The sequence below is a fragment of the Herbidospora sp. RD11066 genome, assembly GCF_054661255.1.
Map to the genome: position 1 here is coordinate 310788 of NZ_BAAGDO010000004.1, position 24725 is coordinate 335512.

At 69.4% G+C, this 24725-nt stretch carries 20 protein-coding genes and 2 pseudogenes; 17 read left to right on the top strand and 5 right to left on the bottom strand.

What is annotated here, in order from left to right; genetic code table 11:
* The first annotated feature begins 3 nt into the window (after positions 1 to 3).
* The 7 genes from ACYQ78_RS18245 to ACYQ78_RS18275 are packed head-to-tail and all read left to right on the top strand — an operon-like array spanning position 4 to position 7852.
* Positions 4 to 1806: an ABC transporter substrate-binding protein gene (locus ACYQ78_RS18245; RefSeq protein ID WP_459802039.1), complete on the top strand. Its 1803-nt coding sequence runs from the start codon at positions 4 to 6 to the stop codon at positions 1804 to 1806.
* 4 nt (positions 1807 to 1810) lie between these two features.
* Positions 1811 to 2752, top strand: coding sequence for an ABC transporter permease (locus tag ACYQ78_RS18250; protein WP_459802040.1), 942 nt, complete (start codon positions 1811 to 1813; stop codon positions 2750 to 2752).
* Between the two features lie 40 nt (positions 2753 to 2792).
* Positions 2793 to 3677, top strand: coding sequence for an ABC transporter permease (locus ACYQ78_RS18255; RefSeq protein ID WP_459802041.1), 885 nt, complete (start codon positions 2793 to 2795; stop codon positions 3675 to 3677).
* Complete coding sequence (locus ACYQ78_RS18260; RefSeq protein WP_459802042.1) at positions 3674 to 4633, top strand: ABC transporter ATP-binding protein; 960 nt, start codon at positions 3674 to 3676, stop codon at positions 4631 to 4633. Before ACYQ78_RS18255 ends, ACYQ78_RS18260 begins: the two co-directional genes overlap by 4 nt.
* Positions 4630 to 5562, top strand: a complete 933-nt coding sequence (locus tag ACYQ78_RS18265; protein ID WP_459802043.1) for an ABC transporter ATP-binding protein — start codon at positions 4630 to 4632, stop codon at positions 5560 to 5562. The genes ACYQ78_RS18260 and ACYQ78_RS18265 overlap by 4 nt, the downstream gene beginning before the upstream one ends.
* A complete protein-coding gene (locus ACYQ78_RS18270) occupies positions 5559 to 6839 on the top strand; it encodes a M20/M25/M40 family metallo-hydrolase (protein WP_459802044.1) in 1281 nt (426 codons plus the stop codon). Before ACYQ78_RS18265 ends, ACYQ78_RS18270 begins: the two co-directional genes overlap by 4 nt.
* The gene (locus ACYQ78_RS18275; RefSeq protein WP_459802045.1) at positions 6836 to 7852 is read left to right on the top strand and encodes an arginase family protein; all 1017 of its coding nucleotides are present in this window, start codon (positions 6836 to 6838) and stop codon (positions 7850 to 7852) included. Before ACYQ78_RS18270 ends, ACYQ78_RS18275 begins: the two co-directional genes overlap by 4 nt.
* 25 nt (positions 7853 to 7877) lie before the next feature.
* Here the strand turns inward: ACYQ78_RS18275 and ACYQ78_RS18280 are convergent, their stop codons facing one another.
* Complete coding sequence (locus ACYQ78_RS18280; protein WP_459802046.1) at positions 7878 to 9800, bottom strand: ATP-binding protein; 1923 nt, start codon at positions 9798 to 9800, stop codon at positions 7878 to 7880.
* A 7-nt stretch (positions 9801 to 9807) separates the two neighbouring features.
* Positions 9808 to 10665: an arylamine N-acetyltransferase family protein gene (locus ACYQ78_RS18285; RefSeq protein WP_459802047.1), complete on the bottom strand. Its 858-nt coding sequence runs from the start codon at positions 10663 to 10665 to the stop codon at positions 9808 to 9810.
* Between the two features lie 97 nt (positions 10666 to 10762).
* On the opposite strand from ACYQ78_RS18285, the gene ACYQ78_RS18290 reads away from it, so the two are divergent.
* The 10 genes and pseudogenes from ACYQ78_RS18290 to ACYQ78_RS18335 all read left to right on the top strand — a co-directional run.
* Positions 10763 to 11452: a response regulator transcription factor gene (locus tag ACYQ78_RS18290; RefSeq protein ID WP_459802048.1), complete on the top strand. Its 690-nt coding sequence runs from the start codon at positions 10763 to 10765 to the stop codon at positions 11450 to 11452.
* On the top strand, positions 11449 to 15582 hold the full coding sequence (locus ACYQ78_RS18295; RefSeq protein WP_459802049.1) for a DUF4153 domain-containing protein: 4134 nt from the start codon (positions 11449 to 11451) through the stop codon (positions 15580 to 15582). The genes ACYQ78_RS18290 and ACYQ78_RS18295 overlap by 4 nt, the downstream gene beginning before the upstream one ends.
* A gap of 4 nt (positions 15583 to 15586) precedes the next feature.
* On the top strand, positions 15587 to 17071 hold the full coding sequence (locus ACYQ78_RS18300) for an N-acyl-D-amino-acid deacylase family protein (RefSeq protein WP_459802050.1): 1485 nt from the start codon (positions 15587 to 15589) through the stop codon (positions 17069 to 17071).
* 19 nt (positions 17072 to 17090) lie between these two features.
* On the top strand, positions 17091 to 18203 hold the full coding sequence (locus ACYQ78_RS18305; protein WP_459802051.1) for an alanine racemase: 1113 nt from the start codon (positions 17091 to 17093) through the stop codon (positions 18201 to 18203).
* 9 nt (positions 18204 to 18212) lie between these two features.
* Positions 18213 to 18593, top strand: coding sequence for a RidA family protein (locus tag ACYQ78_RS18310; RefSeq protein WP_459802052.1), 381 nt, complete (start codon positions 18213 to 18215; stop codon positions 18591 to 18593).
* On the top strand, positions 18593 to 19816 hold the full coding sequence (locus ACYQ78_RS18315; protein WP_459802053.1) for a hypothetical protein: 1224 nt from the start codon (positions 18593 to 18595) through the stop codon (positions 19814 to 19816). Before ACYQ78_RS18310 ends, ACYQ78_RS18315 begins: the two co-directional genes overlap by 1 nt.
* Positions 19817 to 19841: 25 nt before the next feature.
* Positions 19842 to 20180: an ArsR/SmtB family transcription factor gene (locus ACYQ78_RS18320; protein WP_459802054.1), complete on the top strand. Its 339-nt coding sequence runs from the start codon at positions 19842 to 19844 to the stop codon at positions 20178 to 20180.
* Positions 20177 to 20857: an aquaporin gene (locus tag ACYQ78_RS18325; protein WP_459802055.1), complete on the top strand. Its 681-nt coding sequence runs from the start codon at positions 20177 to 20179 to the stop codon at positions 20855 to 20857. The genes ACYQ78_RS18320 and ACYQ78_RS18325 overlap by 4 nt, the downstream gene beginning before the upstream one ends.
* A pseudogene (locus ACYQ78_RS18330) lies at positions 20854 to 21237 on the top strand (arsenate reductase ArsC); the annotation flags it as partial. The gene ACYQ78_RS18325 and the pseudogene ACYQ78_RS18330, both read left to right, overlap by 4 nt.
* Positions 21238 to 21261: 24 nt before the next feature.
* A pseudogene (locus ACYQ78_RS18335) lies at positions 21262 to 21735 on the top strand (N-acetyltransferase family protein); the annotation flags it as partial.
* Here the strand turns inward: ACYQ78_RS18335 and ACYQ78_RS18340 are convergent.
* The 3 genes from ACYQ78_RS18340 to ACYQ78_RS18350 are packed head-to-tail and all read right to left on the bottom strand — an operon-like array spanning position 21732 to position 24723.
* On the bottom strand, positions 21732 to 22733 hold the full coding sequence (locus ACYQ78_RS18340; protein ID WP_459802056.1) for a LacI family DNA-binding transcriptional regulator: 1002 nt from the start codon (positions 22731 to 22733) through the stop codon (positions 21732 to 21734). The pseudogene ACYQ78_RS18335 and the gene ACYQ78_RS18340 sit on opposite strands and share 4 nt — an antisense overlap.
* Before the next feature lie 51 nt (positions 22734 to 22784).
* Complete coding sequence (locus ACYQ78_RS18345) at positions 22785 to 23738, bottom strand: carbohydrate ABC transporter permease (RefSeq protein WP_459802057.1); 954 nt, start codon at positions 23736 to 23738, stop codon at positions 22785 to 22787.
* Position 23739: 1 nt separating this feature from the next.
* Positions 23740 to 24723: a carbohydrate ABC transporter permease gene (locus ACYQ78_RS18350; RefSeq protein WP_459802058.1), complete on the bottom strand. Its 984-nt coding sequence runs from the start codon at positions 24721 to 24723 to the stop codon at positions 23740 to 23742.
* Between the last annotated feature and the right edge of the window lie 2 nt (positions 24724 to 24725).

Consider the following 24725-nt stretch of genomic DNA (forward strand, 5'->3'; position numbering starts at 1 on the left):
GATATGCACCATTTCGTCGTTAAAGTACTGACCTTCGCACTGGCCGGAGGGCTCCTATCGACCCCGATCAGCCCGGCGCCCGCCCCGAAGACGACCTTCACCATCGGCATCCAGTCGGACGTCGACTCCACGAACCCGTTCACGGGCATCGTCGTGGAGGCGTATGAGACCTACGCGCTCATGTACGACTACCTCACCACCTCCAGCGCCAAGGACGTCTCCCCGCAGCCGTCCCTCGCCGAGTCCTACAGCGAGGCGCCGGACAAGAAGTCGTGGACGTACAAGATCAGAGCCGGGGTGAAGTGGTCGGACGGGCAGCCGCTGACCGCCCGCGACGCGGCGTACACCTTCAACCGGATCATCGACGGCGACTTCGAGCAGACCAACTACGGCAACTATGTCGCCAACATCGACAAGGCCGAGGCGACCGACGACACCACGCTCGTCCTGCACGTCAAACAGCCGACCCCGATCATGGAACGGCTGGCCGTGCCGATCCTCCCCGAACACGTCTGGAAGGACGTCGACGGCGACGAGGTCAAGTCGTACGCGAACGAGCCTTTGAACGGTCAGCCGGTCGTCGGCTCAGGGCCCTTCCAACTGGTCGAGCGGCGCAAGGGGCAGTACATCCGGTTCGCCGCGAACAAGAACTACTGGCAGGGCGCGCCGAAGTTCGACGAACTGGTCTTCCGGGTGTTCACCAACGCCGACGCCGAGGCGCAGGCCCTGGTCAGAGGCGAGATCGACTTCGCCTACGACCTCCAGAGCAACGTCTTCAACTCGCTGAACGGCAAGCCGGGCGTGACGACCCGCAGCTCCAAGTACTCCGGGTTCAACGAGATCGCGTTCAACACCGGCGCGGCCCTGGCCGACGGCACCGCGATCGGCGACGGCCACGAGGCGCTGAAGAACAAGCAGGTGCGGCTGGCCATCTCGCACGCCATCGACCGGCAGACCCTCGTCGACCGGGTGCTCAACGGGCACGGCTCGCCCGGTGACTCGTTCATCCCGCCGGTCTATCCGCTGCTGCACTACACGCCCCCCGCGCCGCAGAACTTCGACCTGGCCAAGGCGAACCAGCTGCTCGACGAGGCCGGGTTCCCGAAGAAGGCCGACGGCACCCGGTTCGGGCTGCGGCTGTTCGCCCGGCAGGAGTCGCAGGACTCGCAGAGCACCGCCGAGTTCGTGAAGAGCTGGCTGAAGGAGATCGGCATCGACGTCACCGTCAAGGTGATGTCGGAGGACACGCTGACCGAGGTCATCGGCCAGGGGAACTACGACATGTTCGAGTGGGGCTGGGTCGTCGAACCCGACCCCGACTACCAGATGTCGGTCTTCACCTGCGGCAAGCGCAGCTACCAGGACGGCGACGCGATCTACGCCGACCTGTCCGACTCGTTCTACTGCAACGACGCCTACGACAAGCTCTACGAGGAGCAGGCCGGCGAGACCGACCGGACCAAGCGGGCCGAACTCGCCAAGCAGATGCAGCAGCTCGTGTACGACGACGCCGCCTACGCGATCACCTATTACTACGACGACCTGGTCGCCTACCGCAGCGACCGCTGGACCGGCTTCACCGCCCAGCCCTCACCGGACGGGTCACTGCTGTTCCAGTACGGCATCCACTCGTATCTGACGATGGCTCCGAACACGGCGACCGAAGAGCAGACGGCCGTTTCGTCTGATTCGGGTACCAGTGTCGGGCTGATCGTCGCGATCGTCATCGGGGTGCTCGTCATCGGCGGCGCCGGGTTCCTGGTGCTGCGGCGGCGGTCCACCGTCTCCGCCGACGACCGGGAGTGAGGCGGTGCGCGGCTACGTCCTGAAGAAGGTCGGCTGGTCGGTCGGCACGCTGCTGTTCGTCGTGGTCTTCAACTTCTTCCTGTTCCGGCTGCTGCCGGGCGACCCGATCGGCCTCTACACCCGCGGCCGGAACATGTCGCCCGACCAGCTCATCAGGCTGCGTCAGCAGCTCAACCGGCCCATCGGCGAGCAGTTCGTGGAGTATCTGGGGAACCCCTTCGCCTCGACGATCAACTCGACCCGGTTCAACCGGCCCGTCTGGGACATCATCGGCGAACGGGTCTGGCCTACCGTGCTGCTCGTCGGGACCGCTGTGCTGGTGGCGGCGCTCGCGGGGGTGTGGCTGGGGATCCGGAGCGGGTGGCGGCGGGGGTCGCGGTTCGACCGGATCACGACCGGGGCGACCAACACGCTCTACGCGATGCCGGAGTTCTGGGTCGGCATGATGCTGATCATGTGGCTGCCGTTCTTCCCGAGCGGCGGCATCAACTCGGTCGGCGTGACCGGCTTCTTCGCCGTCGCGGCGGACACACTCTGGCATCTGGTGCTGCCGGTGACCGCTCTGGCCATCGTCTACCTGGCCGAATACACCTCGATCATGCGGGCGTCGCTGGTCGACGAGCTGCGGCAGGACTACCTCACGCTCGCCCGCGCGAAAGGTCTGCGTGAGGACCTGGTGCGGCGGCGGCACGCGGTGCCCAACGCGCTGCTGCCGACCATGACGCTCATCTTCCTCAACCTCGGTTTCGTGATCGGCGGGGCCATCACGGTCGAGTACGTGTTCTCGTGGCCGGGTCTGGGACTGCTCACCGCAGAGGCGCTGCGCGGGCCCGACATCCCCTTGTTGCAGGCGGTGTTCCTGCTCTTCTCCCTAGGGGTGATCGTGTTCACACTGATGGCCGACCTGCTGTACGCGGTCCTGGATCCTCGGGTGAGCACCCAATGAGCGGCTTGTGCGGCTCAAGCGACCCGGAGGTGAGTGCCTGATGACCGCGATCGCTTGGCAGCGGCGACGCGCTACTGCTACTCGCTTTTGGGCTGATTTTCGCTCACACCGGTCGGCTATGGTCGGAATGGGCATCTTGGTTTTCTTCGGACTTGTCGCCATATTCGCCTCGGTCCTGGCTGACCCCGCCGGGCTCGATGTCACCAAGGCCACTGCTCCGGCGCATGCCTCGCCTTCCGGTGACTACTGGCTCGGGACCGATCAGAACGGGCGTTCCGTGCTCACGCTGCTCATCCACGGCACGCGCGTCTCGCTGATCGTCGGGCTGGCCGCCACCGCCATCGCGATCGTCATCGGGACGGTCATCGGGATCATGGCCGGGTTCTACGGCGGCTGGGCGCGGTCGACGCTGATGGGGCTGACCGACTGGTTCCTGGTCATCCCGTTCCTGCCGCTGGCCATCGTCATGGCCACCGTGCTCGGGGCGTCGCTGCTGAACATCATCATCGTCATCGGGGTCACCTCGTGGCCCGGCACCGCCCGGCTGGTCTGCGCGCAGACGCTGAGCGTGCGCGAGAGGCCGTACATGGAAAGGGCGCGGGCGCTCGGCGGCGGCGACTGGCACCAGATGACCCGGCACATCCTCCCCAACGTGATGCCGCTCGTGCTGGCCCATGTGGTGCTGACCGTCTCGGTGGCGATCCTGTCGGAGACGACGCTGTCGTTCCTCGGGCTGGGCGACCCGACCCGGCCGTCGTGGGGGTACATCCTCGACAACGCCTACGGGACCGGCGCCATGTCGAACGGCGAATGGTGGTTCGTGCTGCCGCCGGGGCTGTGCGTGGTGCTCGTCGTGCTGGCGTTCACGCTGGTCGGGCGGGCCCTGGAGGCCGTGCTCAACCCACGGCTGCGGGAGGGGTCATGAGCCTGCTGGAGCTGCGCGACCTGTCGGTCACCTATGCCGGAGACGTCCCGGCCGTGCGCGGCGTCTCGCTGTCGGTCGCGCCGGGCGAGGTGCTGGGCGTCGCGGGCGAGTCGGGCTGCGGCAAGTCGACGATCGGTAACGCCGTGCTGCGGCTGCTGCCGAAATCCGCCCAGGTCGGCGGCTCGGTGCTGCTCGACGGGGAAGACGTGTACGGCATGTCGTTCGGCCGCCTGCGCGCGGTGCGCTGGGCCACGGCGTCCATCGTGTTCCAGGGCGCGCTCCACTCGCTGAACGCGGTGCGCACCATCGGCCGCCAGATCGCCGAGCCCATCCTGCTGCACGAGCCGAAGACCACCAGGAAGGCCGCCGACCTGCGCGTCGGCGAACTGCTGGAACAGGTCGGCCTGCCCGCCCGGCGGGCCCGCGACTACCCCCACCAGCTCTCCGGCGGGCAGCGGCAGCGGGTGATGATCGCGCTGGCCCTGGCGTGCAGGCCACGGCTGGTGATCGCCGACGAGCCGACGACCGCGCTCGACGTGATGGTCCAGGCGCAGGTGCTCGAACTGCTGTCCGGCCTGGTCAGGGACCTCGGGCTGGCGCTGGTGCTGATCTCGCACGACCTGTCGGTGCTCGGCACGACCTGCGACCGGGCCGCGGTCATGTACGCCGGGAAGGTCGTCGAGGAGGGCCCGGCCTCGGTGGTGTTCGACGACTCGCGGCACCCGTACAGCGGCGCTTTGGCCGGGGCCTTCCCCCGGGTCGGCGACCCCCGGTTCCGCTACGCGCCCGCCGGTCTCGCGGGAGATCCTCCGTATCCGGGAGACCTGCCGGCGGGATGCCCCTTCCATCCCCGGTGCCCGGTCGCCTTCGACCGGTGTTCGGTCGAAGAGGTCGAGCTGCTGGATCTAGGTGGGGACCGGCGGGCCGCCTGTCTTCGTGCCGGGGAGGGCTCGTGAGCGCACTCGCCGCACGCGGCGTGCAGGTCAGGTTCGGGGCGGCGCGGGCCGTCGACGGCGTCGACCTGGAGATCGGTTCCGGCGAGATCGTCGCGCTGGTCGGCGAGTCCGGGTGCGGCAAGTCGTCGCTGGCCAGAGCACTACTGGGTCTTGTACGACCTGCGCAGGGCACTGTCGAACACGCCGGCAGGCCGCTCGACCACCGGCGCCTGAAGGAGTTCCGGCGGCACGTCCAGCTCGTGCTCCAGGACCCGAGCGGATCGCTCAACCCCCGGCACACCGTCTACGAGGCCGTGGCCGAAGGGCTCAGGATCCACAAGGTCCCCGGCGACGAGCGCGAACTCGTCGCGGCGGCGCTGGCCAAGGCCGGGCTGCGGCCTCCCGAGCGGTTCTTCCTGCGCTATCCGCACGAACTGTCCGGCGGCCAGCGTCAGCGCGTGGTGATCGCGGGCGCACTCGTCCTGGAACCCGACGTGCTGGTCGCCGACGAGCCGGTGTCGTCGCTCGACGCGTCCGTGCGCGGCGAGATCCTGGCCCTGCTGCTCAAACTGCGCACAGAACTCGGCCTGTCGATGCTGGTGGTGACGCATGACCTGGGGCTGGCGTGGAACATCGCCGACCGGGTCGCGGTCATGTACCTGGGCCGCATCGTCGAGACCGGCGACACCGAAGAGGTGCTGACCGCGCCGCGACATCCGTACACGAAAGCGCTTCTGTCGGTTGTTCCGGAGATAGCCAGACAGGAGCCGATCGTCCTGAAAGGCGAGGCGCCCGACCCCTCCCGGATCCCGGCCGGATGCCGCTTCCGCCCCCGATGCCCCGCCTACGCCGCCGGACTCCCCGCCGGCCTGGCGGAACGCTGCGAGAAGGAGACCCTGCCCGTGCTCCCAGCCGACCGCGGCCACCACGCCGCCTGTGTCCTGCCATGAGCGGCGTCGGGACGATCTGCTCCGACCTGATCAGAATCGACACCACCAACGAGGGCGACAACCGGGGCCGCGGCGAACGCGGCGCCGCCGAATACGTGGCGACCCTGCTCACCGACGCCGGAGTCCCCGCGACGATCCTGGAGACCTCGCGCGGCCGCTCCAACGTGGTCGCGCGGGTGCGCGGTTCGTCCGACGACGACCCTTTCCTGATCCACGGTCACCTCGACGTGGTCCCGGCGGCCGCCGCCGACTGGGCGGTCCACCCCTTCTCCGGCGAGATCATCGACGGCGTCGTGTGGGGCCGTGGCGCCGTCGACATGAAGGGCACCTGCGCGATGACGCTCGCGCTGGTCCAGGAGTGGGCGGCGCGCGGGGTGCGGCCGTCGCGCGACATCGTCCTCGCCTTCACCGCCGACGAGGAGGCCACCGGCGAATACGGCTCCTACTACCTGGCCCGTTCGCATGGAGCCCTGTTCGAGGGGGTCCGAGAGGCGATCAGCGAGGACGGCGGCTACTGCGTCATCCATGAGGGACGCCGCATCTACCCCGTGGCCGTCGGCGAACAGGGCATGGCGTGGATGCGCCTGACCGCCCGCGGGGTGGCCCAGCACGGCTCGCTCCGCGCGGTCGACAACCCGGTGGCCGAGATGTGCCACGCGATGTCCCGCCTGGCCTCTTATGAGTGGCCGCTGCAGCTCACGCCGGGTGTGGTGAGCATGCTCGACGGGATCTCCCGCGCGCTCGGCCGTCCCCTGGACATGTCCGACCTCGACGGCGAGGCTCGGCGCCTCGGCCAGGTAGGCGAACTGTTCGCGCACGTCCTGCGGAACTCGGCGAACGTGACGATGCTGGACGCCGGATACAAGGTCAACGTCATCCCCGGCTCGGCCACCGCCCAGGTCGACGGCCGCTTCGTGCCGGGTTCCCGGGACGACTTCCTCACGACCATCGACACCCTGCTCGGCCCCAGGATCAGCCGCGAGTTCGTCTGCTTCGAAGACGCCCCCGAAGCCGATCCGGGCGGCCCGACCTTCGACGCGCTGTGCGCTTCACTGGTGGCCGAGGACCCTGCGGCGTTGCCTGTTCCGTACGTGATGAGCGGCGGCACCGACGCCAAAGCCTTCCACGAACTGGGCATCGTGACCTACGGCTTCGCGCCGCTGGCACTGCCGGAGGGCTTCGACTACAACGCCATGTTCCACGGGATCGACGAGAGGGTGCCGGTCAGCGCGCTGGAATTCGGCGTACGGGTGCTCGACCGCTTCTTCCGCCCATGATCGGCATCTGGTCTCCCGAGACGATCCTGCACGACCCCGTGGCGGAGATCTGGATCGGCCTGCGCACCGTGGGAACGGAGACGCCGTCCCGGGTCTTCCACCTCCGGGACACCGTGCCGGCCACCTGGGTCGAAGCCGCGGAAGTGCCGTGGCGGGTGCTGACCAAGGTCCACTCCGAGGGACTGCTGCGACATCTGCGCGGCGTATACGCCGAATGGGCGGCCACCGGATACCCACAGGACCGGGTGGTGCCCTACGTGTTCCCCACTCCGGCGATGCTCGGCGGCCTCCCCGCGAGGGTCCCGGCCGCCGTGCACGGCAGGGCGGGCCTGTACGCCTACGACACCATGACCCTCATCGGCCCCGGCACCTGGGAGGCGGCGTACATGTCGGCCGGCGCCGCCTGGACCGCCGCCCGGAGCGCTGCCGCCAACGGGCTGACCTACGCGCTGTGCCGCCCGCCGGGCCACCACGCGACCCGCGACGGATACGGCGGTTCGTGCTACCTGAACAACGCCGCGGTGGCGGCCGAGACCCTGCTGGCCGAGGGGGCGTCGAAGGTCGCGGTCCTTGACGTGGACGCCCACCACGGCAACGGCACCCAGGCCATCTTCTGGGAACGGGAGGACGTGTTCTACGGGAGCGTCCACGTGGATCCGGGCGCGGGCTGGTTCCCCCACTACGTGGGCTTCGCCGACGAGACGGGCGGCGGCACGAACCTGAACATCCCGCTGGCTCCGGAGTCGGGGGACGGGGTCTGGCTGGACGGGGTGTCGCGGCTGTGCGAGGCGGCTGCGGCCTGGGGCGCCGACGCGCTCGTGGTGTCTCTGGGCGTGGACGCCGCCGCCGACGATCCGGAGAGCCCGCTGCGGGTCACGCGGGAGGGCTACTTCGAGACGGGCCGATTGCTTGGCGGGCTGGGCCTGCCGACGGTCGCGGTCCAGGAGGGCGGCTACCACCTGGAGACTCTCGGATCTCTGGTCGCCGCCACCCTGCGCGGTATCGAAGGCTGATCATTCCAGAGCTTGCTCGGGAGCGTCAGTCGACACGGATCACATCGCCATGGACTCGGCGCAAATATTCAACGGCGTGTTCGGTCGCCGGATCGTGATTCAGGCGTTCCCGGTAGAAGTGCAGCCGGTCCTCACAGTCCTCAATGATCTCGCCCCATGTGCGCGCCCAGATACGGACTCCGCTCGCCCACTCTGCGATACATCCCGGCGGGCGGTTCGGTGCGCTGGCGTCCAGTCGGACAACGTCTGACATCTTTGTCGAAACGACCCAGAAGTCCCAGCGCACCCCGGCCTCGCGGAACTGGGGATCGTTGGCGATGGCCTCCGCATAGCTCTTGATCTGGGCGACTTCCGTCTGTCCGATGCGGACCCCGGGCGCCTTCAGTTCGACGACCAGATGTTCCCGGCCTGTGCTCGCACGATGCGCCCGCCCGAGAAGCAGATCGACGATGCCGGTACGGCCGTCTTCGCGGCGGACCGGGTTCAGCCCTTCCGAGGGGTCTCGGCCGAGTTCCTTCAGATGGCGAAGCAGAACGGCGTCCAGGCTCTGGTCGCTGACCATGAGCGCATACGCGTCACCGAAGATCCAGGTCTCGCGCTCCAGGATTTTGTGAAGCTCGCTGCGCTCCTTCACCGTCTGGCTGACTTCAGGGTCGAAGACGAGGCGCTTGAGCGCGGCCAGGAAGTCGAGTCGATCACTGACGTGTCCCGTTGCCTTGATGACCTCCGACAGGCTGGTTCGCTGAAGGATGCGTTTCAGCTCCTCCTGCTCCGATTGCGGGAGACGGAACAATTCGTCCAGGACGGGATAGAGGCCGCTGGGGTCCCGGGAGAGCACTTCGCGGAGTAGCCGCAGAGTCGTCTTCTTGCTCTGGGTCGCACCCGGCAGACGGCGCGAAATCCTGGTCGCGACCTCGTCGAACATCTCCTGCTCGACCGCCTGGGCCGGTTCCGCAGGGCTCTCGGTGTAGGGGTAGACGCCTTCGGACTTCCAGTCATGGATGAGCCTGGCGCGGCGTTCCTGGTCCCGCTTTCTTACGTGGGTGCGGAGGGTCTCCCTGGCGAGGGCGAGGAGGGCGCTGAGCTCATCCAGTTCGGCGAGGGGCAGGTCGTCGCGGCGCTCGACGAATCCGTTCCACAGAAGGTAGGCGGTGAAGTGGTAGCCTGGAGCCTGAATACCGGGCGACAGTTCGTCGAGAACGACACCGTTCGCATCGCACAGAGCCAGCACCCGGCCGACGTCCTTGGGCCACTCGATGACACGAAGAACGGGCTCCGGGTGATCGTCGGCGTCGGGCCATCTCACGGGATACTCGGCCATGTCCGTCCACACCGTCGACGGATCGAGAGTGATGCCCTGGTAGACGATCCGGACGTCTTGGTTGGCCGCGAGGAAGGGCGCGAAAACGGAGGCGAGCTGCTGGGCGGTGTCGTCCTGGGTCAGTCGGTTGACGAAGTCGGCGGGTACGGACGCCTCGACTTTCGTGCCGCATTTCCCCTCTGACGGTTCAGGCTCGGAGATATCGAAATCGGCGGGTCGGTCGACGGCGCCACTGATCACCGTGCGTTCTCTTGCACCTTCGATGTTTTCCGCCACGGTCACCCAACGGACCTGCTCACCAAGGGCGAAAGCGCGAAGGCGGCCCTGGCCGCTGCGGCCGTGGAGACCTCGCTTCAATGTCGGTGAGACCTTGGCGGTCGTCTTCCATGAGCCGCCCAGCCCGCCGAAGTAGGTGGAGCACGAGTCATGCGGCATTCCGTGGCCGTCGTCGACGACACGGACCGACTCCACCCCGTTGAGATCATTGATCTCGAGGTCGACCTTGACAACGTGCGCTTCCGCGTCGAGTGCGTTCCAGATGATCTCGACAAGAGCACCGACCGGGTCTCTCTGCCTGGCCAGCCTCAGCAGATGATCTGGTTTGGCCTCGATGTGAACGGTGCGCACTCGGTCACTATCCCAGACGATGTTCTCCCGAGACGGTCGTGAGCCACTTCTCGTGGCTCGCCACCAGCTTCGGCCAGAGGATCGCGCGTTCCTCGGTCGTCAGGTGAAGGTCGAAGACGTCGGCCAGCGCCGCGAAGTAGTCGTCTTCGCGGTCAAGAGTGGTCGACGTCGACGCGTTGCCAATTCGGGTCAGCACCAGCCCCCGCAGCGCGTCGACCCCCGTCGCATCCCGTCGCTGGATCGAGAACACCCGCACGAACCCCGACTCCGGCGACGTCGACAGCCGTACATGCTCCGACTCGAACGCCGTCATCTCGGTCGGCACCTTGCGGAAGTCCATCCCCACGAAGCTCCCGCGCGCGTCGTGGTCGAGACGCCACCCGCCCGGCTCCGCCTCCGACGGCCGCAGCCGGTAAGTAAAAGGCCCCTGCTCGTAAAGCCCCTCGACCAGGGGAAGCGGCGAGTGGATCGCGTCGCCCAGCCCAGTGTCGACCAGCCATTCGCCCGACGGGTTGTCGTCGGTCGGGAGGCCGTCGACGGTCAGGACAAGGTGGTTGCCCCGCGCCCCGGCCGGGTCGGTCGCCGAGCCCTGGACACCGCCATAGTGGCGGGTGACCGAGTAGCCGAGAGCCGCCAGCAGTTCGGAGAACGCCCCGTTGAGGTGGAAGCAGTAGCCGCCCCGGCCCGCGACGATGCGCGCCGCCGACTCGGACGGGTCGACCGTGGTGGAGCGGGCCAGCCAGATGGCGGTCGTCTCGTAGGGGACCCGCTCGACATGGGCCCGCTGGAGGGCGAAAAGGCCCGCCACGCCGGGGGGTTCGGGGGTGAGGCGGAGTCGCCGGAGATACGCGTCAACGTCGATCACACCCTCACGCTAACCCCCGCCACCGACAGAACCGCCTGCACGAAAGCTCCACAAAAAGCCACGATTGCTCTGCACGTCCGGCCTCTACGCTGCCCCCATGGCTTATCCCCAGCAGCGCCGGGTGCTGGTCGTCGAGGACGACGACACCATCGCGAGAGCGGTGGCGACCCGGCTGACGGCGGAAGGGTTCGACGTTCGGGTCGCCGGTGACGGCGAAGGGGCGTTGGTGGCGTACGCGCGCTTCGAACCGGACCTGGTGGTGCTCGACCGGCTTCTTCCCGGACTGGACGGGTTGGAGGTGTGCCGGCGGATCCAGGCGGCCCGGCCGGTTCCCGTGCTCATGCTGACCGCGCTCGGTGAGGAGACCGACGTGCTGGTCGGGCTCGGGGTGGGGGCCGACGACTACATCACCAAGCCGTTCAGCATGCGGGAGCTCGTGGCGCGCATCCACGCGCTCCTGCGGCGGGTCGACCGGGCGGCGCAGCTCGCCTCCGAGGAGACGGTGCTGCGGGTCGGGGAGATCGAGATCAACCTGGCCGAACGGCGGGTGTTCGTGCGGGGCGCGGAGGCGCAGCTCACCCGCACCGAGTTCGACCTGCTCAGACGGCTCGCCGAGCGTCCCGGGCAGGTCTATGAGCGGGAGCGGCTGCTCGCCGACATCTGGGGGTTCTCGGAGGCGGCGGCGACCCGGACCGTCGACAGTCACGTGCGGGCGCTGCGGCGCAAGCTCGGGTCCGAAGTGGTGCGGACCGTTCATGGGGTCGGGTACGCCCTGGTGCGCCCATGAGGCCGCTCGACTTCCTCGGCCGCATCAAGGTCAAACTCGGGATCGTCATCGTCGGCGCCGTGGTGACCGCGTTCATCGTGAACGAAGTGGGGATCAACGGGGGCGTCCCCCGTGACCTGCGGATCGCCTTCGCGGTGTTCCTGGCGCTCATCCTGGTGCAGGTGCTGGCCGGCGGCATGACCAAGCCGTTACGCGAGATGGCCGCCGCCGCGCAGACCATCGCCAAGGGTTCGTACGGCCTGCGGGTCACCGCCACCAGCCGCGACGAGGTCGGCGAGCTGGCCAGGGCCTTCAACGCGATGGCCGCCGACCTGGCGGAGGTCGACCGGCAGCGCCGCGAACTGGTCGCCAACGTGAGCCACGAGCTCCGGACCCCGATCACCGGGGTGCAGGCCGTTTTGGAGAACGTGGTCGACGGCGTCTCCCCGCCCGAACCCGAGATCCTCGGCACCGCCCTCGCCCAGACCCAGCGCCTCGGGCGTCTGGTGGCGCAGCTCCTCGACCTGTCCCGGCTGGACTCGGGGGCCCGGCCGATCGAGATGGAGGAGTTCGACCTCGCAGACCTCGGAGGTCAGGCCGTACGGGAGGCGTCGCTGGCCCGCGACGACGTGACCGTCGCCAGCGCGATCGAACCCGGCCGTCATCTGACTACGGCCGACCCGGTCCTGCTCGCCCAGGTACTGGCCAACCTGCTCGACAACGCCGTCCGGCACAGCCCCTCAGGTGGAACCGTCACCCTGACCTCCCGCGCCTCGTCCGACGGGACCGTGGAGATCGAGGTCGCCGACGAGGGGCCCGGAATTCCCCTGGACGATCGCCAGCGCGTTTTCGAGCGCTTCTCCCGGCTCGACGCGGCGCGCGCGGCCGACGCGGGGGGAGCGGGGCTCGGCCTGGCCATCGCCAAGGAGATAGCCGAACTCCACGGAGGGACCATCGGGGTCGGTGACGGTACGGGATGCCACATGGTCCTGACCCTGCCCAGGGCGGCCCGGGACCTTCCGGCCGCACCGGCGGCCCGGACCTTCGCGGCGGGCCGGGGCCCCACGGGGGCGGTCCATGCCCGCTTCGGCACCCGCGTGAAGTCGGCCGGTCGATCAGAGACCGATACGGAGGTCGGTGCTGTGAAATATCCGGATGTGAGGGCGGCCGCTCATAACGGCGCGACCCGGGTCCCCGCTGAGACGGGAAAGACGGCAGCCGCCTCGACCGAGTCGACGTCGTCCGTCGGCTCGCATGGCCAGACGGCGTCGGGGGCCTCACCGGTCGGCGCGCCGACGTCGTTGGGTGAAGGCACAGGTTCACCTTCCGAGTTCACGCCTGGGATGCCCGCCGCCGGAAGTTTCATGACATCGACACCGGCCGATGCGCAGGCCCCTCGACCAGATACAGCCCCGGAGGCGACCGCAGGGAGCCCAGCTCCGATGCCGGGTTCACCCGTGAGTCCGAGCCGGGCCGCATCCACCACTCCGGAGGATTTCGTCACACCAGCCGTGTCCTCTGCCGGCCTGGCCGTGTCCGCCACGTTGGCTGAGCCTTCCGCGCAGGCAGAGTCCGCTGCGCCGACCGTGTCCACCACGCAAGCCGAGCCTGCCCCATCGACTGAGCTCACTCGCGGGGCCGGGTCGGCTTCATCGGCCGAACCCACTCTCTGGGCCGAGCCGGCCACATTGGGGGAGGTCGTCACGTCGACCGTGTCCGCTGGGTCGGTCGAGCCTGGCGCGCAAGCCCAGTCCGCTACACCGGATGAGTCCGCTCAATGGGCCGAATCCGTCACGGCAGGTGACCCGGGCGCACCGGCCAGGCTTGCGGGTTCGATCGTGTCCGCCGCAACGGCCGAGCCCACCACGCAAGCCGAGTTTGCTCCACCGGCTGAGCCGACTCGCGCGGCCGAGTCCGCCACCTCGGGGGAGCTCGTCACATCGGGCACCTCGGCGGGTGCGCCCCTGCCCGCCGCATTGGCCGATTCCACTCACTCGACCGAGTCCGCCATCGCAGGCGAGCCTGGCGCACCGGCCCAAACCACAGCCTCTGTCGGCTCCGTCACGCCCGCCGAACTCGTCGCAGTGGCCAGCCCCGCGATGGCCGCCGACCCTGTCATGTCTGCCGAGCTCGGCGCTCCGGCCAAGCCCGCGGTACCTGCCGACCCTGCCACGCCCGCGATGCACGCCGACTCCGTCACCCCCGCCAATCTCGCCGCACCGGCCAATCCCGCGATGTCTGCCGAGACTGTCCCGCCCGCCAAGCTCGGCGCATCGTCCCAGCCCGTCGCATCGGCCAAGGTCGGCACCCCCTCCGACCCCACCATCCCCGCAGCATCCGTCCGGACCGCCGTCACCTCACCCCACCCCGTCGTAGCCTCCCCCGACAGCACAGGCCGTTCGTCCGCCCAGGTGGCGCCCGGTCACGGCGGTCCGTCGCGGCCGTCCGGGCGCTCGCCGTACCTGGTCGACGAACCGCCGCCCAACCGTTCTCTCGGTGGCGCCATCCTCGGCGGGGTCGTCGGGGCGTTCGCGGGGCTGATCGGTGGGTCCATGGCGGCCGCCTTCCTCGGGAGCGGGAGCGGTACCGAGACCCAGGCCGCCGGGGTCTTCCTGCTGCTCCTCTGCGTGGGCATCACGATCGGCGCCTCCCTGGGAGGAAGGGTCAAAGCCGTCCGCGACCCCTCAAGTGGCGAGTTCGACGCGTACACCCCCCCACCGCTCTTCCCGCGCCCCGCCCTCCCGGACACCCCCCGCTGGCTCCTCCCCGCCGCGACGGCGACGGGCCTGGTTGCGGCGGTCTGTTTCCCCTACGCGCCGACCGGTGTCGGGGTCGTGCTGACCGCCACGGCGCTCACCCTCGCCGTGCTCCCCGCCGTCAGGCATCGGATCAACGCGTGGAGTGTCGCCTACTCCGTCGTCGCCTACGGCCTCGTCTTCGTCGCGCTCTTCCGGGACGCCGACTGGCTGGTCGGGCTCAGCCTGCTGGCCGCCTTCGTCGTCGCCTCGCTGGCCGTGTCCGGTGGGCGCGGCTGGGCGGGGACGATCAGGGGGTTGCTGTCGGTCGGGCTGGCGGTGTTCCCGGTGCCGTGGTTCCTCGCCGGGCCGGTCAGGAAGGTTCTCAAGAGGCGCAGCATCGTCCCGGTTCTCATCTCGCTGGGGATCACGGCGTTCCTGATCGCCCTGTTCGGGGTGCTGTTCATCTCGGCCGACGCCGTGTTCTCCTCGTTCGCCCGGGATCTGCTCTCGGCGCCGGCCTGGGCCGACACGCTCCCGGTACGGATCTTCCTGTTCGCCGTCTTCGCGGTGATCACCGCGGCCGCGATCCTGGTCGCGCTGCGGCCGGTGGCCGAGCCGCGGGTCGACTATGCCCCGCTCAACGTGGCCCGGACCCTGTGGATCATCCCGCTGGTCGGGGTGAACCTGCTGTTCGCGCTGTTCGTCGGGGTGCAGGTCTCGGTGCTGTTCGGTGGCAGCAGGAGGGTGCTGGAGACGGCGGGGCTGACGTTCGCCGAATACGCCAGGTCGGGGTTCTTCGAGCTGATCACCGTCAGCGTGTTCGTACTGATCATCGTCGCCTTCTGCAGCACGATGATCAGGGGCGACCGCTGGATCATGGCCACCCTCCTCGGCCTGCTCTGCGCCCTGACGCTCGTCATCCTGGCCTCGGCGCTGCACCGGCTCGGCCTCTACACGGCCGCCTACGGCTTCACCCGCCTGCGGGCCTCGGTCGGCGCCACGATCTGGTGGATCGCTGCCGTGTTCGTGCTGGTGCTGATAGGTGGGCTGGTGAAGCGGACCCGCTGGCTGCCGAAGGCGCTGGTCCTGCTCACGGCGGTGTCGCTGCTGGTCTTCGCCGTCTGGAACCCCGACGCCCAGGTGGCGGAGACCCAGGTCTCTGTACGCGGCGTCGACCGCCTCGACGAGCACTACCTGGGCCGGTTGAGCGCCGACGCCGTCCCGTGGCTCGACAAGCTGCCCGAACCGAAGCGGAGCTGCGTGCTCCTCCAGGTGGTCGGCGAACAGGGGCTCTACGCGCCCGATCCGTGGAACGGCTGGAACGTGTCCCGGCAGAAGGCGGCGGAAATCCTCGCGGCGCGCCCGATCGACCGGTCGGTGACGTGTGACGACGACTACCGGTCTTCATACTGATCATGTGACCTTCGATGTGGTGATCGCGAACGGCCGGGTCGTCGACGGAACCGGTGCCCCGCCGTTCCGCGCCGACGTCGGGATCTCGGGCGGGGTGATCACGGCGGTCGGGCGGCTGCCCCACGAGAACGCCGTCGACGCCACCGGCCGCTACGTCCTCCCGGGGATGGTCGACTGTCACTCCCACGGTGACGCGCTCGTCCACGACGAGGGGTTCCAGCTCGCCAACCTGCGCCAGGGCGTCACCACCGTCGTCCTGGGCCAGGACGGCCTCTCGTTCGCCCCGACCACCACGAAAGCCGCCTTCGACTACGCCACCCGCTATTTCGCCGCCATCAACGGCGCCTTCCCCGCGCCGGGCCCGCTCTCGGTGGCGGAGATCCGGGCGAGCCACGACAGAGCGGCCCTGAACAGCGTCTTCCTGCTCCCGCACGGAACCATCCGCTACGACGTGCTCGGACCCGCACAGAAGACCGCGTCCCCGGACGACACCCGGAAAATGCGCTCGATCGTGGAGAAGGGCCTCGAAGAGGGCGCCGTGGGTCTGTCGACCGGGCTCGAATACGTCCCCGGCCGCTACGCCGACGTCGCCGAACTCGCCGCCCTGTGCGCGCCTCTCCAGGGTCTTCCGTACGTCACCCACATGCGCGGCTACGGCCAGTCGGCGCCCGTAGGGATGAAGGAGGCGCTCGCCATCACGAGGAAGGCGGGGGTCCCCCTCCACGTCTCCCACTTCCACGGCCCGGCCGACGTGCTGCTCCCGCTGCTCGACGGCGACACGACCTTCGACACCTACCCCTACCTGCGCGGCAGCACGATCCTGGCGATGATCGTGCTGCCCGGGAACGTGCCCGCCGCCGACCCGGCCACGGCCCTGCCGATGATCGAGCACCTCGACCTCGACTACGCCTGGGAGCGGCTCACCATCGCCCACGCCCCCGGCCTCGAATGGTCAGAAGGCATGACGATTCCGGACGCCGCCGCTCAGAACGGGGAAACCCCCGCACTCTTCGCCCGCCGCCTGCTCATCGAGACGAACCTTGAGGCCGGTTGCGTCAGCGCCCGCCCCGACGAGGGCCCGGCCGGGGAGGAGTCGGTCCGCCGGATCCTGCGCCACCCCGCCCACACCGGCGGATCCGACGGCCTGCACGTCGGCGGCCACCCTCACCCGCGCGCCTACGGCGCCTTCGCCCGGTTCCTCGGCCACCACGTGCGGGAGAAGGGGGATCTGAGCTGGTCGGAGGCCGCGACGCATCTCGCCGCGCATCCGGCCCGCCGGTTCCGGCTGTTCGATCGAGGTCTGGTACGCCCCGGGCAGGCCGCCGACCTCGTCCTCGTCGACCCGGCCGAGGTCACCGACACCGCCACCTACGCGAACCCCCGGGAACTCGCCCAGGGCATCGACGACGTCTGGATCAACGGCACCCAGGTCCTCAAAGACGGACAACTCACAACAGCTCGCCCCGGCCGGGCCCTGCGACCGGCGTAGTCTCCTATACGATCCACGAGTGCTCATTTCCGGCATGACCCTCGACTGGCGTACACGGGGATTCGTCCAGCCGGAGCCGGTCACGGCGGAGGAGTTCCTCGCGGCGCGGCACAACCTGTTCGAAGGGCCGTTCACGTGGCCGCTCATGGTCGCCCGTGAGAGCGCCCTCGACCACAACGTGGCGGTGCTGGCGCAACACGTACAGGAAAACGGCCTTTTTCACGCCCCCCATGGCAAAACGACCATGTCACCGCAGCTCTTCGCCAAACAGCTCGCGGCGGGCGCCTGGGGCCTGACCGCCGCCACGGCCAGTCAGGTCATGATCTATCGGCACCTGGGAGTCGAAAAGGTGCTGCTGGCGAACGAGATCTACGACGAACGCGCGGTCGAGTGGATGGCGGGGCAGGACTTCGAAGAACTGCTCGTCTACGCCGACTCCCCGCGCGGGGTCGAACTGCTGGCCGGGAAGGGCTTCCGGATCCTGGTCGAACTGGGGCATCCCGGTGGCCGGACCGGCTGCCGCACGCCCGACGAGGCGAAAACGCTCAAAGCCCTCATCGACGCCACCGACGGCGTCGAGTTCGCGGGCGTGTCCGGATATGAGGGCACCCAGCCCGATCGCGCAGGTGTCACCAGCTATCTGAAGGATCTCCGCAGGCTCGCGGAGGACCTCAGCGCCCCGATCGTCTCGGCCGGCGGGAGCTCCTACTTCGACCTGGTCACCGAGGAACTCGCGGGTATGGACGCCCAGGTCATCGTGCGCCCCGGCGCCTACATCGGGCACGACGAGGGCTTCTACGCCCGCATGAGCCCCTTCGCCGACCGCCTGAAACCCGCTCTCGAGGTGTACGCCCAGGTCATCTCCACCCCGGAACCCGGCCTGGCCGTCGTCGGCCTCGGCAAGCGCGACATCCCCTACGACCTCGACCTCCCGCTGGCGCCCGACGGCCTGACGACCAAGGCGATCCAGGACCAGCACACCTACCTCGCCGACCCCGAGGGCAGGCTCAGCCCCGGAGACGTGCTGAGGTTCGGCATCTCCCACCCCTGCACCGCCTTCGACAAGTGGCGGGTCATCCCGGTCATCGACGACGACCACATCGTGGTCGATCTGCTCACCACGTACTTCTGAGGAGAGAACTTGAAGAAAGAGCTGCGGACCACCGACGGCGCCGCCCCGGTCGGCGCCTACTCGCAGGGGCTCGTGGTCGGCGACTTCGTCTACACCTCCGGGATGGGGCCGCTCGACCCGGTCACCGGTGAAGTCGTCGGCGAGGATGTGGCCGCGCAGACCCACCGGACCATGCAGAACCTGGGCGCGGTGCTGGCCGCCCACGGCCTGGGCTTCGACGACGTGATCAAGTCGACCGTCCACCTCCAGAACCTGAAGGAGGACTTCGCCGCCTACAACGAGGTGTACAAGTCCTACTTCACCCAGCCCTATCCGGTCAGGACCACCGTAGGATCGCAGCTCATGAACATCCTGGTGGAAATCGACTTCGTGGCCTACAAGGGGCGTTAGTGGATTCTTCGGTGTACGTCTTCGTCGAGGACCTGCGCGACGAGGGAGTCGACGCTGTCCTCGACCGGATCACGGACCTCGGCGTGGCCGGGGTGACCGTGGCCGCGGCCGTCCACCAGATCACGGACGTCACCCCCCACGGCGCCGGCCGCGTCACGATCCGGCACGACGGGGTGCACTTCCCGCCGCCCCCCGACCTGTTCGGCCGCCTGTCGCCGCCGGTCCAGGCGGGCGCCGAGGACAAGATCCTCGACGACCTGCGGGCCGCCTGCACCTCGCGCGGCCTGGCCTTCCACGGCTGGGCGGTGTTCCTGCGCAGCCCGACCCTGGGGGCGCGGCACCCCGAGGTGACGGTCCGCAACTGCTTCGGCGACCGCGGCGCCCCCGCCGATCTCTGCCCGGCCCATCCCGACGTGCGCGCCTACGCCGTCGGGCTGGCCCGCGCGGTGGCCCGGCAGGGCGTCGACAGCGTCGTGGCCGACTCGCTCCACTTCGCCGCGTTCACGGCGGGCCGCTCCTACATCCCGTTCGGCCCGATGGACACCTTCCTGCTGGGCCTGTGCTTCTGCCACCACTGCCTGCTGCGCGCCACCCAACTGGGCGTCAACGCCGAGGTGGCCCGCGAGGAGTGCGCCAGGATCGTCGGCGGCGTCCTCGACGGCGACCCGCCCGCCCAGGGCCAGGTCACCCGGGCCGCGCTGACCGCCTACGCGGGCCCCGAGGTGGTCGCCTACGCCCGCGCCCGCTCCGAGACGGTGACCACCCTGGTCGCCGAGGTCTCGGCGGCCGTCACCGAAGAGGGCTCCCAGCTCACCTTCATGGACGCCACCGGCGCGCTGAAGGGCGCCGCCGACGGCCTCCCCACGGCGGGTCTGGCCGCCCACGACGCCTGGCAGATCGGCGTCGACCTGATGGCGCTCGGCGACCTGGTCCCGTCGTTCGCCGTGCTCGCCTACGCCCGCGACGCCGCCCGGATCGCCGACGACCTGGCGGCCTACTCGCGCTCGGTCGGCAAGGACCGCGAACTGCGCGCGATCCTGCGTCCGGGCATGCCCGACATCGAGGGCTGGGGCGAACGCCGCCGCGACGTCGACTCGACCGAACGCCTGGCCGCCAAGGTCAGAGCCGCCAAGGCGGCCGGGGCGGCGGGCGTCGACTTCTTCGCGTACGGCCTGGTCTCCCGCAAGGTCCTCAGCAGGATCGACGGCGCCCTGTCCGGCTGACATCGATATGTGTCAATATTGATGCATGTCGAATCAGTCGGACTGTGGCGTCGCCCCCCTGGCCCGTGAGCCCATCAGCGGGGACGACGCCGCCGAGATGGCCCGCGTCCTCAAGGCGGTCGCCGACCCGGTGCGGCTCCGGCTGCTGTCGCTCATCGCGGCCCGCGACGACGACACCTGCGTCTGCGACCTCCTGCCCGAATTCGACCTCTCCCAGCCGACGATCTCCCACCACCTGAAGATCCTCAGGGAGGCCGGGCTGATCGGCTCCGAGCGCCGGGGCACCTGGGTCTACTCCTGGGTCGTCCCCGAGACCCTCGACCGCCTGGCGGCGCTGTTCGCCACGTCCAAGGTGCCGGGGTGACCTCGCTGGCCCGGCGCGCGACGGCCGAATTCGTCGGCACCGGCCTGCTCGTCACGATCGTGGTCGGGTCGGGCATCGCCGCCTCCCGGCTGTCCCCGCACGACGCCGGTCTCCGGCTGGCCGAGAACGCCGCCGCGACCGCCGCCGGGCTCGCGGTGATCATCCTGATGGTGGGGCCCACCTCGGGCGCGCATCTCAACCCGGTCGTCTCCCTCGTCGACTGGGCGCTGGGCCGCCGCGACACGACCGCGCTGGGGGTGTACGCGCTGGCCCAGACCTCGGGCGCCATCGGGGGCGCGATGCTGGCCAACCTCATGTTCGGGCTGCCCGCCGTCACGATCGCCGAGACCGTCCGCACCGGGCCGCCCCTGTGGCTGGCCGAGGTGGTCGCCACCACCGGTCTGGTCGCCCTGGTGTTCAGCCTGAGCCGCACCGGCCGCGCCCATCTGGCCGCGCCGGCGGTCGGCGCCTACATCGGGTCGGCCTACTGGTTCACCTCGTCGACCTCGTTCGCCAACCCCGCCGTGACCGTCGGGCGCGTCTTCAGCGACACCTTCGCCGGGATCGCGCCGGAGTCGGTCGCGCCCTTCGTCGTGGCCCAGGTGGTCGGCGCGGTCGCCGGGGCCGCGCTGGTGCTGGTCCTCCACCCCGCTCCCGCTCTCAAGGAGTCCGTATGACCGACGTGCTCTTCGTCTGTGTCCACAACGCCGGGCGTTCGCAGATGGCCGCCGCCCTGCTCGACCATCACGCCAAGGGGCGCGTGGTGGTCAGGTCGGCTGGGTCGGTGCCCGCCGCCACGCTCAACCCCGCCGTCGTGGCGGCGATGGCGGAGATCGGGCTCGACCTGTCCGCGGCGTATCCGAAACCGCTCACCGACGAGGCCGTCCAGGCGTCCGACGTCGTGATCACCATGGGGTGTGGTGACACGTGCGCGTTCTATCCGGGCAAGCGGTATCTCGACTGGGAGCTGCCCGACCCGGCGGGGCAGGGGATCGAGGCCGTGCGGCCGATCCGCGACGACATCGAGCGGCGGGTGCTGCGCCTGCTGGGGGAGCTCGACGCCGGGGTGGTCGTCCGGGCGATGCGGGACGACGACGCCGACCAGGTGCTGGCGATCTACCAGGCGGGGCTCGACGGTGGCGAGGCCAGCTTCGAGACCGCCGCGCCCACCTGGGAGGCGTTCAGCGCGGCCCGGCTCCCGGAGCACCGGTTCGTCGCGGTCGACCGGGGGACGGTCGCCGGGTGGGTGGCGGTGTCGGCCGTGTCCAGCAGGTGCGTCTACGCGGGAGTGGTCGAGCACTCCGTGTACGTCTCCCCGGCGCACCAGGGGAGGGGGATCGGGACCGTGCTCCTGAACGCGGTGATCGACTCGACCGAGGCCGGTGGGATCTGGACCATCCAGGCCGGGATCTTCCCCGAGAACACCGCCAGCCTGCGCCTGCACGAGAAGGCCGGGTTCCGGCCGGTCGGCGTCCGGGAACGGGTCGGCCGCCACCACGATCGGTGGCGGGACGTCGTGTTCCTCGAACGCCGCAGCCGGGTCGCCGGGCTCTAGGCCGACTCGCGGACGACCAGTTCGGTCGAAAGTATCACCGGGTCGGCCACCGTCTCGTCGCGCTCCAGCAGGCTGAGCAGCAGCTTCACCATCGCCGCCGCCTGCTCGATGATCGGGTGACGGACCGTCGTCAAAGGCGGGTCGGTGTAGCGGGCCGCCTCGATGTCGTCGAAGCCGACGATCGCCACGTCGTCGGGGACGCTGCGGCCGGCCTGGCGCAGCGCCTGCATCGCGCCGATCGCCATCAGGTCGTTGGCGATGAAGACCGCGTCGAGCTGCGGGTCGTCTTCGAGGAGCTGGCGCATCGCGATCGCGCCCGACTCCCGGGTGAAGTCGCCGACCGCGACGATCGAGCGGCGGTCGCTGTCGCGCAGCGCGGTGCGGTAGCCGGTCAGCCGGTCTTGCCCGCCGATCATGTCCTGTGGCCCGGCGATCGTGGCGATGCGCCGGCGACCCCGCTCCAGCAGGTGTTTCACGGCCTTCTCGGCACCGCCCACGTTGTCGTTGTCGACGTAGGGCAGCGCCACCGGGACGGCGGGACGGCCGTAGGACACCGCCGGGACGCCCATGCGGGTGATCGCGGCGGGCAGCGGGTCGGCGCCGTGCATCGAGATCAGCATGACGCCGTCGACGTGGCCGCTGGCGATGTACCGCTCCACACGGGCGTGGGACTGGGCCGAGCCGCTGAGCATCAGCACGACCTGCTTGTCGGCCGCTTCCAGTTCGACGCTGGCCGAGCGGATGACGGTGGAGAACATGGGGTCGTCGGAGAACACCCGCGTCGTCGGCTCCGACACCACCAGGGCGATCGAGTCGGTCCGCTGGGTGACGAGGCTGCGCGCCGCCGAGTTGGGCACATAGCCCAGCTCTCGGACGGCGCGCAGCACCACGTCGCGGATCTCGGGACCGACGGTGGCCTGGCCGTTGACGACCCTGGAGACGGTCGCCCGGGAAACCCCGGCTCTAGCGGCGACGGCCTCCAAGGTGGGGCGCTTCATCGACAGGTCCCTCCCACGGGGCTCGGGTTGAGGACGATAACGATATCGCCCCTAGCCCTTCACACTTCCGGCCAAGAGGCCGCGTACGAAGTAACGCTGCATCGACAGGAACACGATCAACGGAATGATCATGGAAACGAACGCGCCCGAGGTGAGGCGCTGCCACTCGTTTCCTCTGGTCCCGGCCATCTGCGCCAGCCGTACCGTCATCGGGGCCGTCTCGGCGGTACCGCCCGAGAAGATCAGCGCGACCAGCAGGTCGTTCCAGACCCACAGGAACTGGAAGATGCCGAACGCCGCCAGAGCGGGGGCCACCAGCGGCAGGACGACCTTGCGCAGGATCGTGCCGTGGGTGGCGCCGTCGACGCGGGCCGCCTCCATCAGTTCGCCGGGCAGTTCCGACATGAAGTTGTGGATCAGGAACACGCCCAGCGGCAGCGCGAAGCAGGTGTGCGCGAACCAGACCTGGATGAACTGGGCCGAGCCTTCGAGGTTCCAGGCCGGCATCAGGGTGATGCCGAAGACCTCCACGCCCTGCGAGAAGAACGACAGCAGCGGCACCAGGGCCATCTGCAGCGGCACGACCTGGAGGGCGAAGATCCCGATGTAGACCCAGTCGCGGCCCCGGAACTTCGTCCACGAGAGCGCGTAGGCCGCGAAGGTGGCCAGCGCCAGCGGGAACAGCACCGACGGGATCGTGATGACGATCGAGTTGATCAGGAAGCTGGCGAGGCGGCCCGACGAGGAGGAACTGCCGAACAGCACCTCCTTGTAGTTGTCGAGCGTCAGCGCGGGGTTGCTGAAGAACGTCCACCAGCCGGAGCCCTTGATGTCGTCTTCCGGACGGAACGACGACAGGAACAGGCCGAACGTGGGGGTCGTCCAGAGCACCGCGATGACGATCGCGACCAGGCTCGCGGTGCGGCTGGTCAGCCTCTTGCGGACCCGGCCGACGGAGGTCTTCGGCTGGGTCTTGGCGGCCACGCCAGGGGCGATGGTGGTCATCTCAGGCCTCCCGGCGCTGCCGCAACGAGCGGATCTGGTAGACGACGATGGGCGTCACGAGCACGAAGAGGAACACGGCCAGCGCCGCGCCCTTGCCCGCCTCGCCGTAGCGGAACGCCTGGTTGTACATCTCGTTGGCGATGACGCTGGTGTCGAACTGGCCGCCGGTCATCGTGCGGACGATGTCGAACAGTTTCAGCGTGCCGATCGACTGGGTCACCAGCACCACCACGAGGGCGGGGCGGATCGAGGGGAGCGTGACCCGGAAGAACATCTGCATCGGGCTGGCGCCGTCGAGGCGGGCGGCCTCGACGATCTCGGCCGGGATGCCCTTGATCGCGGCCGAGAGGACCACGGTCGCGAAGCCGGCCTGGATCCAGACCACCACGAGGATCAGGAACAGTGTGTTCGTCGGGGCGTTCTGCAGCCACTGCTGCGGCTCGCCGCCGAGCCACACCACGAACTGGTTGAGCAGGCCGATCTGGTCGGCCTCCACGGGACGGTAGGCGTACACGAACCGCCAGATGATGCCCGCGCCGACGAACGAGATCGCCATCGGCAGGAACACCAGCGACTTGGCCACCGCCTCGAAGCGGGACTTGTCGACCACCACGGCGTAGACGAGACCGATGGCCGTGACCAGAGCCGGCACCAGCAGCACCCAGATCAGGGTGTTGCGCAGGACCGTGAGCGACTCCGGCTGGGTGAACATCCAGGCGTAGTTCTCGAGGCCGACGAACTCGCTGCTGTCACCGTTCATGAACGACAACAGGGTGGTCCGGATCCCGGGGACCACCAGGCCGATCGCGAGCAGCACCAGCGCGGGGCCGAGCAGCAGGAGTGAGTGCCCCCACGAGCGTTCCTTCATGGGAGCGCGGTCGAGGAGCAGGAGCATGAGGCCGACGAAGGCCAGGAACGCGATGACGCCGATCAGCAGCTGGAGGAGTTTGGGCGCCTCGGCGGAGAAATCGAAGAAGAAGTCCATGA